Source organism: Streptomyces sp. NPDC050211 (assembly GCF_040656035.1).
In the GTDB taxonomy this organism is placed as follows: domain Bacteria; phylum Actinomycetota; class Actinomycetes; order Streptomycetales; family Streptomycetaceae; genus Streptomyces.
In genome coordinates this window covers 1-10668 of record NZ_JBFALC010000067.1, presented here as the reverse complement: position 1 = coordinate 10668, position 10668 = coordinate 1, and the positions used below count along the sequence as shown (strand labels likewise).

The following is a 10668-nucleotide window of genomic DNA, read 5'->3' as shown; positions in this document are numbered from 1 at the left end:
TTCTTTTACTTGAGTTATTTTAATATTACGGAGACGACTTTTTCGATAGTGTACTGTCTTAGTTTCTCGATGAGCTGTTTCATGTGCTAGTGCAGGTCGAGACCCGAGGGCGTGGACCGTGCGACCGCCTCCTCACACAGCGCTCGCAGCCCGGGAACCTGCAGTGCGGTGAGGTCCCACACCAGTCGGCCGATCAGCTCCTGCCCGGCACCGAGGACCCGCTCGGCCTCCTCGTTGAGGAAGGTGATCCGCCACTGGTGGTCGAGGGTGAGGAAGCCGTCGCTCATGTGTCGCAGGGCGCGGCTGATCGCGTCGCGGGCGCTGCGGGACTCGGTGGTGTCCCATACGGTGCCGACCATGCCGACGGGTTGTCCGGTGTCCGCCAGCTTCACCCGGCCACGGACCTGGACCCAGCCGATCGTGCCGTCCGGGCGACGCACCCGGTACTCGGTGCCGTAGGAGGTCCGCTCGCGCAGCGCCTTGGCGACCTCGGCGGTCACGAGCGGCCGGTCGTCGGGGTGGACGAGGTTCATCCAGGTGTCGGCCCGTCCGTCGAACTCGCCCGGTTCGAAGCCGAGCACGGTCAGTCCGGCCTGGTCCAGATCGACCTCCTCGGTGGCCATGGTCCACTCCCAGGAGCCGACGCGCACGGCCTCGAGCGCCTGTCGCAGCAGGGCTCCGGGCTGCCGTTCCCGCGGTGACGGCTCCTTGGGCAGCAGGGGACGGTCCAGCCGTCCGGCGACCCAGGCGGCGATGGCATGCAGGAGGGTCCACTGGGTGGGGCGGGGGGCATGGCGTACGGCGGTCAGGACGGTGAGCGCGCCGAGCGGTCCGTCCGGTCCGGGCAGCGGAACGGTGGCCACACCGCGGTCGGCGCCGGGACGTCCGCCGACGTCGGGGGCGGGTTCGGCGGGCAGCCAGCAGCGTGTCCCCTCGCGCACGGCCCGCGCCGGGGGCAGGTCTCCGGTGTCCGGGACGCGCTCCCAGGGTTCGGTCAGCGCCGGGGGCAGCCCGCTGCTCACCAGCAGATGCAGTCCGCGCAGACTCTCGGGCCCGCCGACGTGGATCAGGCCGCCGACCCCGCCGAGCTCGGCGACAGCGTGCTCCAGGGCGAGACGCAGCGCCTCTGTCACGGCCACGTCGTCGTCGATGGCGCGGAGTATGGCCATCCGCCCGTGCATACCCTCAATATACGCAGAGTACAAAATTCTCGTCATGCGCCGGTGTGTCCCGATTCCGGCGGACCGCTTGACCAGCGGGGCGTTCCAACAGCGCCTCTGTCGCGCCCTGTTCAACCGGCCTTCGGCCCCGGCGCTCCCACCCGCAGTCCGTCCATGACCAGGTCGAAGAGGCGGTTGGCGCGTGCCTCCCAGTCGCTGTGGGGGTCCATCGTGAACAGGCCGATGATGGCGAGGATGAAGTCGTCCGCGGTGACGCCGGGGCGGATGGTGCCGGACTCTTCGGCGGCGCGGAGCAGGAGTTCGGCCGCGGAGGTCACCGGGGTGGGCTCAGGCTTCGCCGCGGCGCCCGGTGCACTCGTGACCTGGTGGATCGCTTCCCCCAGACCGACCTTGGTCATGGCGAACCGAGCGAGCCGGTCCATCCAGTCCCGCAGCGCCCGGTCGGGTTCCCGTGTCTCGAGCAACTGGTGTGCGCAGTCGGCGACCTGCTGCATCTCGTGGCGGTAGATCTCCAGGACGAGCGCCTCGCGGTTGGGGAAGTTCCGGTAGAACGTGCCCTGTCCGACGCCCGCCTTCTTGGCGATCGCGCTCAGCGGGGCGTCGGCGGAGCGGGTCAGCTCGACGAGCGCCACTTCCAGGATGCGCTCGCGATTGCGCTGCGCGTCCGAGCGCAGCGGTGCGCCCTTCTTCTCGTTCACCCGTGGCCTCCTCGCGGGCTCGCCAAGGAGCCCGGCCTTGCTAAGCGGACAGCTGTCCGGTACGTTTCCCGATAGCGGACAGCTGTCCGGTTGGGTTCCACCATAGCCGCGGCAGAGCCGATCCAGCCACGTACCGTGCTGCCTCTCTTGCCTCCCGACACCCCCGATTTTCCTATACGCCTGCTCGCCGGACCGCCTTCTCGGCGTACTCCGGAGCTGTGAAAGAAGGCTGATCATGGCCCCAGCCCCCGCATCGACGTATAGCGCCATCACCCTGAACATCAACGGCGAGAAACACACCCTCTCCGTCGACCACCGCACCACCCTGCTCGACGCGCTGCGCGAGCGCCTCGATCTCACGGGCACGAAGAAGGGCTGTGACCAGGGCCAATGCGGTGCCTGTACGGTCCTGATCGACGGTCGCCGAGCCGTGGCCTGTCTGCAACTGGCGGTGGCCGTCGAGGGGCGCGAGATCACCACCGTCGAAGGCCTGGCCGACGGCGAACGGCTGCACCCGGTGCAGCAGGCCTTCCTCGACCTCGACGGCTACCAGTGCGGCTACTGCACGCCGGGCCAGATCTGTTCGGCCGTCGCGGTGATCGAGGAGCACGCGGCGGGGTGGCCGAGCGCCGCCACCGACGACGTACGGCCCGAGGCGGGACCGCCGCCCCTGACCGCCGACGAGATCCGCGAGCGGATGAGCGGCAACCTGTGCCGCTGCGGAGCGTATGTGTCGATCGTGCAGGCGGTCGCCCGGGCGGCCGAGGCGCGCACCGAGACCACGGAGGCGGCGGCATGAGGGAGTTCGGCTATCAGCGCGTCCTCGACGTCTCCGGCGCCGTCGCGCTGCTCGACGCCGACCCGGAGGCGCGTTTCCTCGGCGGCGGCACCAACCTCGTCGACCTGATGAAGACCGGCGTCGAGCGGCCCGCCCGGCTCGTCGACGTCCGTGAACTGCCCCTGGACCGCATCGAGTCGACGCCTGACGGCGCCCTGCGGATCGGCGCGACCGTCACCAACAGCGACCTGGCCGCCCACCCCGAAGTCCGGCGCCGCTACCCGGCGTTGACGCAGGCGGTGCTCGCCGGAGCGTCCGGGCAGCTGCGCAACATGGCCACCGTCGGCGGAAATCTGCTCCAGCGCACCCGCTGCGGCTACTTTGCCGACGTGAGCCGGCCCTGCAACAAGCGTGTTCCCGGCAGCGGTTGCCCCGCGATCGAGGGCGAACACCACAACGCGGCCATCCTCGGCGCCTCCGACCACTGCGTGGCCGTACACCCGTCGGACATGGGCGTGGCGCTCGCCGCCTTCGACGCGGTCGTGTCGTACGAAACCGCCGACGGGCCCGGCGAGTTGCCGCTCGCCGACTTCTATCTGCCGGTCGGTGACACCCCGCACCTGGAGACCGCCCTGCCGCAGGGCGCCCTGATCACCGGCGTCACCCTGCCGCCCGCGCCGGTCGCGGCCCACTCCCGCTACCGCAAGGTGCGCGAGCGTGCTTCGTACGCGTTCGCGATCGGCTCGGTCGCCGCGGCGCTCGACGTCGAGGCAGGAGTCGTACGGGACGTGCGCCTGGCCCTCGGGGCGGTCGCGTCGCGGCCGTGGCGGGCTCGGGAGGCCGAGCGGGTGCTGACGGGCGCAGCCGCCGATGTCCGCACCTTCGAAGCCGCCGCGGACGCCGAACTGGCCGCGGCCCGGCCCCTGCCCCACAACAGATACAAGGTGACCCTCATGCGCAACCTCATGGTGGCCGTGCTGACCGAACTCGCCCAGGAGACCGCCCGATGACCACCGTCACGCCCTTGAAAGGCTTCGTCGGCACCGCGCACACGCGCGTGGAGGGACGCGAGAAGGTCACCGGCGCCGCCCGCTACGCGGGCGAGATCCCCTTCGCCGAACTCGCCCACGGCTGGCTGGTGTTGTCCACGGTCGCCCGCGGCCGCATCCGTGCGATGGACACCGAGGCCGTCCTGGCGATGCCCGGCGTCCTCACCGTCCTGCACCACGAAAACGCCTTGCACGTCGAGACCGACTACGCGGGGCTCATGGGGATGAAACCCGACCCGTCCGTCGCGCTCTTCCAGCACGACCGGATTCCGCACGCGGGCTGGCCCGTGGCGCTGGTCGTCGCCCGGACCTCCGAGCAGGCGCGGGAGGCCGCCGAGGCGCTCGTGGTGCACTACGACCAGGAGCCGCACGACGTCGCCTTCGCCGACGGGCGTCCGGACGCGTACACGCCGGCGGACACGCCCATCGCCCCCGCCGTGGCCGCGAAGGGCGACCTGGAGGCCGAACTCGCCCGGTCCGCCGTCGTCGTGGACGCGGAATACACCACGCCCGAGGAACACCACAGCCCGATGGAGCCGCACGCCGCCACCGCCCACTGGGACGGCGGCCGTCTCGAAGTCGTCGACTCCAACCAGGGCAGCATCTGGATCCAGGGCGAACTCGCGAACCTGTTCTCCCTCGACCCGGCCTCCGTGCGCGTGCGCTCCGAACACATCGGCGGCGGCTTCGGATCCAAGGGCGTCCGCGCCCACCAGGTTGCCGCCGTCATGGCCGCGACCGTCCTCCATCGCCCGGTCCGCGTCGTCCTGACCCGCCGGCAGATGTTCTCGCTGGTCGGCTACCGCAGCCCCACGGCCCAGCGCGTCAGGCTCGGCGCCGACCCCGACGGGCGCCTGCGCGCCCTGGAGCACCGAGCGCTGAACCTCTCCTCGACGGTGCACGAGTTCCTGGAGCTCAGCGCCCTGCCGGGCCGGGTGCTGTACGACGCCGACGCCCACCACACGGCCCACCGGATCGTACGGCTCGACGTACCGACCCCGACCTTCATGCGCGCGCCGGGCGAGGCACCGGGGTCGTTCGCGCTGGAGTCGGCGCTCGACGAGCTGGCCGAGAAGTGCGGCGTCGACCCGATCGACCTGCGCGCCCGCAACGAACCCGAGACGGGTCCCGTGTCCGGGCTCCCGTTCGCAGGCCGCAGGCTCCTGCTCGACTGCTTCCGGGAAGGCGCCCGCAGGTTCGGCTGGACGGACCGCGACCCCCGCCCCGGCCTGCGCCGCGACGGCCGGTGGCTGCTCGGCACCGGCACGGCCGCTGCCACCTTCCACGCGGGCGCCTTCCCCTCCACGGCGGCGATGACGGCGGAGGCGGACGGCACCTTCACCGTCCGGATCTCCGCATCCGACATCGGCACCGGCGCACGCACCGCCCTCACCCTGATCGCGGCGGACGCGCTCCAGGTGACTCCGGACCGCGTCCGCGTCCTGATCGGCGACAGCGACTTCGGACCGGCGATGATCGCGGGCGGCTCGATGGGCACCAGCTCCTGGGCCTGGGCGATCACCGCGGCGGCGGACGAACTGCGCGAGCGACTCGTCCCGGGTGCCGCCGTCCCGCCGGACGGCATCACCGTCCGCTCGGACACCTCGGCGGCCATCGCCGCCCTGTCACACAAGGAACGGCACTCCTACGGCGCCCACTTCGCCGAGGCCGCCGTCGACGTCACCACTGGCGAGGTACGCGTTCGCCGTATGCTCGGCATCTTCGCGGCGGGCCGGATCGTCAACCCGCTCACCGCCCGCAACCAGTTCGTCGGCGGGATGACCTGGGGCATCTCCATGGCCCTGCACGAAGAGGCGGTCCGGGACCCGGCCTCGGGCGCCCACGTCGGCGCCGATCTCGCGGGCTACCACTTCGCCGCCAACGCCGACGTCCCGCTCATCGAGGCCGACTGGCTGCCGGAGGAATCGGACGCCGACGACCCCATCGGCATCAAGGGCATCGGCGAGATCGGCATCGTGGGCGCCGCCGCTGCCGTCGCCAACGCGGTCTGGCACGCGACCGGCGTACGCCACCGCAGCCTCCCGATCCGCCCCGACCGGGTCCTCCAGGCAGGCCGACATGCTTGACCTCGCCGCTGAGCTGACCAAATGGGCCGAGGAGGGCCGCGACTTCGCCGTCGCCACCGTCATCTCCGTCGGCGGCAGCGCCCCCCGCCCACCCGGCGCCGCCCTCGCCGTCGATACCACCGGCACGGCCATCGGCTCGGTCTCCGGCGGCTGCGTGGAGGGCGCGGTGTACGACCTGTGCGTCCAGGCCCTCGAGACCGGCCAGACGGTCCTCGAACGCTTCGGCTACAGCGACGAGGACGCATTCGCGGTGGGCCTGACGTGCGGCGGTGTGATCGAGGTCCTGGTCACGCCGGTCACACGGGACACCCCTGACCGGGAGGTGTACGAGGCGGCGCTGTCGCAGGCGGCACAGGAGAAACCAACGGTGCTGGCCCGGGTGATAGGCGGACCGACGGAACGTGTAGGCAGGCCTGTGCTGATGCCCCCTCAGGGGCGCGGGGAACTGCGCGACCAGCCACAATGGACCCGCACGGTCGAACTAGACGACCGCACCCTCTTCATAGAAACCCACACCCCACCACCCCGAATGATCATCTTCGGCGCGATCGACTTCGCCGCCGCCCTCGCCCGCACCGGCAAGTTCCTCGGTTACCACGTCACCGTGTGCGACGCCCGCCCCGTCTTCGCCACCCGCGCCCGCTTCCCCGACGCGGACGAGATCGTGGTCGAGTGGCCCGACAGCTACCTCCGGCGCACGGAGACCGACGAGCGCACGGTGCTGTGCGTACTGACCCACGACGCCAAGTTCGACGTACCCCTGCTGGAGACGGCACTGCGACTGCCGGTCGCGTACGTCGGCGCGATGGGCTCACGCCGTACGCATGAGGACAGGAACCGGCGGCTGCGTGAAGTGGGGCTCACGGAAAGCGAGTTGGCCGGGCTGCGCTCACCCATCGGCCTCGACCTCGGCGCCCGCTCACCGGAGGAGACCGCGCTGTCCATCGCCGCGGAGATCGTCGCGGCCCGGCACGGCGGGACGGGCGTACCGCTCACTGATTCAGGGACGCCGATTCACCGCGCCGTAGCGACTAGTCGGTCCCAGCGGCGCGCTCGGTGTTCTTCTTCTTGATGCGGGCCGCTTCCTTGCGGACCTCGGCCTGGGTGGCACGCTCCTTCTCCAGCCACTCGGGCATGTCCTTCTTCAGGGTCTCGATCTGCTCGGTGGTGAGGGGCTCGGTGATTCCGCCGCGCCCCAGACCCGCGATGGACACGCCGAGCTTGGCCGCGACGACCGGACGCGGGTGCGGGCCGTTGGCGCGCAGGTCCTGCAGCCACTGCGGCGGATCGGCCTGGAGCGCGTTCAGCTCGGCACGCGAGACGACACCCTCCTGGAACTCGGCGGGGGTGGCCTCGAGGTACACACCCAGTTTCTTCGCCGCGGTCGCGGGCTTCATGGTCTGGGTGGTCTGGTGCGACTTCATGCTGTCAAGACTAACGACCGGGCGGGAGACCTCCGACCACGCCGGGTAACCTGGCGGAGTGACAGGCTCGGAAAGTACCCCCTCGTTCCGGCTCGCGTACGTCCCCGGGGTGACGCCCGCCAAGTGGGTGCGGATCTGGAACGAGCGCCTGCCCGACGTCCCGCTCGACCTGGTCGCCGTACCGGCCGCGGAAGCATCCGACGTCTTGCGCGAAGGCGGCGCGGACGCGGGTTTCGTACGACTCCCCGTGGACCGTACGTTCTTCAGCGCGATCCCTCTCTACACCGAGACGACGGTCGTCATGGTCCCCAAGGACCACCTGGTGACCGCTGCCGAAGAGGTGTCCGTCGAGGATCTCGCCGACGAGGTGGTGTTCCACCCCCTGGACGACGTCTTCGACTGGGAGCGCCCGCCCGGACAGCCCGCCTTCGAGCGCCCCGCCACCACGGAGGACGCCGTCGAGCTGGTGGCGGCGGGCGTGGGCCTGCTCGTCGTACCCCAGTCGCTGGCCCGTCTGCACCACCGCCGGGACGTGACCTACCGGCCCGTCGTGGACGCCCCTCAGTCGAGCGTCGTCCTGTCGTGGCCCGAGGAGGCGACCACCGAGCTGGTCGAGGACTTCATCGGGATCGTCCGCGGGCGGACGGTCAACAGCACGAGGGGACGTACGCAGCCTGCTCAGTCTCAGCCGAAGGCCAAGCGGGCCGAGACGTCCGGCGCCCGGCGCAAGCCCGCCCCAGGCAAGACGACAGGTAAGCCCACGCGCAGCGGCGGTGGCGCGAAACGCGGGAAGCCCCGCCGCCGCTCCTAGCCCAAGGATCACTTCGGCGGCAGGCTCGCCGCGAACGCGTGTCCCTGATCGACCCATGCCCCGAGGTCGGCGTCCTCCGCCAGCGCGGAGCCGTCGACGAGGATCCAGCCGCGCATCGGCCGTCCCGTCATGTCGAAGACCCGGGTACCGGGCCGGGCCAGCGCCGCCTCGGTGGCGTCCGGGCCGACCCGGACCATGAGGTCGTCGCCGCTCACCCCGACGGCCATGTTGCCGCGGTGCAGAAAGGCGAGGCCTCCGAACATCTTCTTCTCGGTGACCTCCGGGTCCGGGCCTAGGTGCCCCCTGATCCGCTCGGCCAGTCCTTCGTCGTACGCCATGACGGTCCTCGTTCCTGGAGTCCGCGCTGCCGACTCCAGGATCCCCGCGCGGGGCGGCGGGCGCGCGCAGGGCGGGTGAGCGCCAACGGGGCGGGAGCGTTCTGTTCCGGCCACCTACGCCCGGCACCGGGGGAACGTTTGACCGCGCCGATGGCGCCCCCGGGTGGCAGAATCTGCCCCGTGGACTGGGGGATCCTCGAGCGCGAGCTCGAGCTGGCGCGACTGGCCACGGCCGCACAAGAGGCGGCGGACGGGGCCGGATCCGTGGCGCTCGTCTTCGGGGAGGCCGGGATCGGCAAGTCGAGCCTGGTCAAGGCGATGCCGGACCGGCTGCCCGGCGGGGCACGCGTCCTGGTGGGCCAGTGCGACGACCTCGCCACCCGACGGCCCCTCGGCCCGTTCCGCGACCTCATCGGCAGCATCGGCGCCGAACTGGCGCAGGCCGTGATGGAGGGCGTCGACCGGCATCGGGTGTACGAGGCACTGCAAGGGGAGTTGGCCGGGGTACCGCATCCGGCCGTGCTCGTCGTCGAGGACGTCCACTGGGCCGACGAGGCGTCGCTGGACGCCCTGCGGTTTCTGGTACGCCGAGTGGAGCGGTTGCCCGCGGTCCTGGTACTCACCTACCGGGACGACGAGTTGAGCCGCGAGCATCCTTTGCGGCATCTGCTGGGTCAGGTGTCCCGCGCCGACCGGGTGCACCGTCTGCCGCTGGCCCGGCTGTCGCGGGACGCGGTACGCACGCTCAGTGCCGCCAGCCGCCTCGATCCGGCGCAGGTGTACGACGTGACATCCGGCAACCCCTTCTTCGTCGCCGAGGTCGTCCGGGCGGGTGGCACCGGGGGAGTTCCGCCCACGGTCGTGGACGCGGTACTGGCCCGGCTGCGCGGACTGGACGCCCTCACCATGGACGCCCTGGAGCAGCTCGCGGTCGTACCCTCGGCCGTCGAACGCACCCTCGTGGAAGCGCTCTTCGCGGACGGCGCCGCGGCACCCCTCAAGGGGCGCGAGGCCGTGTCCGACATGCGGTTGCCGCCGCGAGGGCGCGACCAGCCCCCACCGGCCCGCAGCGAACGGCCCGCATATCCGGCGGAGCGCTTCGCGGCGGCCGAGCAGCGCGGCCTGCTGACCGTGACCCCGGAGCGCGTCGCCTTCCGGCACGAGCTGATCCGCCGGGCCGTGGCCGACTCCCTGCCCGCCGCACGCCGGATCGAGCTGGACCGCAACGTCCTCGCCGCGCTCGTCGCCCGCCCCGGCACCGACCCCGCCCGCATCGTCCACCACGCCGCCCAGGCCGGCGACCACGACGCCGTCGCCCGCTACGGACCCGACGCGGCCCGGGACGCCGCCGGTGCCGGCGCCCACCGAGAGGCCGCCGCCCACCTCCGGCTCGTCCTGCGCGAACGGCACCGCTATGCCCCGGCCGACCTCGCCGACCTGCTCGAACGCTACGCCGTGGAGAGCTACACCATCGCCGACTCCGCAGCCGCTGTCACCGCCCAGCGTGACGCCGTAGCCCTGCGCCGCTCCCTCGGTGACACCCTCGCCCTCGGCGCCGATCTGCGCTGGCTCTCCCGGATCCACTGGTGGGCCGGCGACGCCGAGGAGGCGCAGTCGGCCGCGCGGGAGGCCATCGCCGTCCTGCAACACGCGGGTGACGACCGGTTGCTGGCGCTCGCGCTGAGCAACACCTCCCAGCTGCGGATGCTGTCCGACCGTTACGCCGAGGCGATCGCTTACGGCGAGCGGGCCATCGAGCTGGCCCGCAAGGCAGCCGACCAGGCGATCCTCGCGCACGCCCTCAACAACGTGGGCAGCGCCCGCTGGAAGGGCGGAGACCCGGGCGGGCGCGCGCAGGTGGAGGAGAGCCTCGACGTCGCGCTCGCCGCGGGCGAGGTCGAGCACGCCTGCCGGTCCTACGCCAACATCATCTGGACCCTGCTGGAGAACGCCCAGTACGCCGAGGCCGAGACCTTCCTGCCGCCGGCGATGGAACTGGCCGAACGCGCCGAACACGTCGGCTTCCTCAACTATCTCCACGTCGAGCTGGCCATCCGCCGGCTCGCGGCCGCGGACTGGGACGACGCCGAGAAACAGGCCGAGTTCGGCATGCACGACTTCGTCCCGGCCCGCTGCCCGGCGCTCACCGTGCTCGCCCGCGTCCACATCCGGCGCGGTCGGCCCGGCGCCGGCGAACTCCTCGAAGAGGCCTGGAAGATCGCCGTGACCTCGGGCGAACTGCAGCGCTCGGTGCCGGTGGCGGCGGCGCTGGCGGAGGCGGCGTGGCTGCGCGGCGACCCGG

General features: G+C 71.8%; 10 protein-coding genes. 6 read left to right on the top strand and 4 right to left on the bottom strand.

The window, feature by feature from the left end:
- Window positions 1–86 precede the first annotated feature (86 nt).
- The gene (locus AB0I98_RS40805; RefSeq protein ID WP_362950759.1) at window positions 87–1169 is read right to left on the bottom strand and encodes a PAS domain-containing protein; all 1083 of its coding nucleotides are present in this window, start codon (window positions 1167–1169) and stop codon (window positions 87–89) included.
- Between the two features lie 122 nt (window positions 1170–1291).
- Window positions 1292–1879 (bottom strand): TetR/AcrR family transcriptional regulator, encoded by a 588-nt coding sequence (locus AB0I98_RS40800; RefSeq protein ID WP_362950758.1) that lies wholly within the window; start codon window positions 1877–1879, stop codon window positions 1292–1294.
- A gap of 235 nt (window positions 1880–2114) precedes the next feature.
- Between AB0I98_RS40800 and AB0I98_RS40795 the strand changes: the two genes are divergently transcribed.
- From AB0I98_RS40795 to AB0I98_RS40780, 4 genes are read left to right on the top strand one after another with little or no spacing between them, the layout of a single operon-like run.
- Window positions 2115–2678: a 2Fe-2S iron-sulfur cluster-binding protein gene (locus AB0I98_RS40795; RefSeq protein WP_362950756.1), complete on the top strand. Its 564-nt coding sequence runs from the start codon at window positions 2115–2117 to the stop codon at window positions 2676–2678.
- Window positions 2675–3667, top strand: coding sequence for a xanthine dehydrogenase family protein subunit M (locus AB0I98_RS40790; RefSeq protein ID WP_362950755.1), 993 nt, complete (start codon window positions 2675–2677; stop codon window positions 3665–3667). Before AB0I98_RS40795 ends, AB0I98_RS40790 begins: the two co-directional genes overlap by 4 nt.
- On the top strand, window positions 3664–5793 hold the full coding sequence (locus tag AB0I98_RS40785; RefSeq protein WP_362950753.1) for a xanthine dehydrogenase family protein molybdopterin-binding subunit: 2130 nt from the start codon (window positions 3664–3666) through the stop codon (window positions 5791–5793). Before AB0I98_RS40790 ends, AB0I98_RS40785 begins: the two co-directional genes overlap by 4 nt.
- A complete protein-coding gene (locus tag AB0I98_RS40780; protein ID WP_362950752.1) occupies window positions 5786–6865 on the top strand; it encodes an XdhC family protein in 1080 nt (359 codons plus the stop codon). The genes AB0I98_RS40785 and AB0I98_RS40780 overlap by 8 nt, the downstream gene beginning before the upstream one ends.
- On the opposite strand, the gene AB0I98_RS40775 is transcribed toward AB0I98_RS40780, so the two are convergent.
- Complete coding sequence (locus AB0I98_RS40775; protein WP_362950750.1) at window positions 6825–7217, bottom strand: DUF5997 family protein; 393 nt, start codon at window positions 7215–7217, stop codon at window positions 6825–6827. The genes AB0I98_RS40780 and AB0I98_RS40775 overlap by 41 nt on opposite strands.
- A gap of 58 nt (window positions 7218–7275) precedes the next feature.
- Between AB0I98_RS40775 and AB0I98_RS40770 the strand changes: the two genes are divergently transcribed.
- Window positions 7276–8028, top strand: a complete 753-nt coding sequence (locus AB0I98_RS40770) for a LysR family substrate-binding domain-containing protein (RefSeq protein WP_362950748.1) — start codon at window positions 7276–7278, stop codon at window positions 8026–8028.
- 8 nt (window positions 8029–8036) lie between these two features.
- Here AB0I98_RS40770 and AB0I98_RS40765 read toward each other — a convergent pair whose 3' ends face one another.
- Window positions 8037–8366, bottom strand: a complete 330-nt coding sequence (locus AB0I98_RS40765; RefSeq protein WP_362950746.1) for a TfoX/Sxy family protein — start codon at window positions 8364–8366, stop codon at window positions 8037–8039.
- 180 nt (window positions 8367–8546) lie between these two features.
- On the opposite strand from AB0I98_RS40765, the gene AB0I98_RS40760 reads away from it, so the two are divergent.
- Window positions 8547–10668 (top strand): AAA family ATPase (locus AB0I98_RS40760; protein WP_362950744.1); only part of this gene is annotated, 2122 nt, incomplete at its 3' end.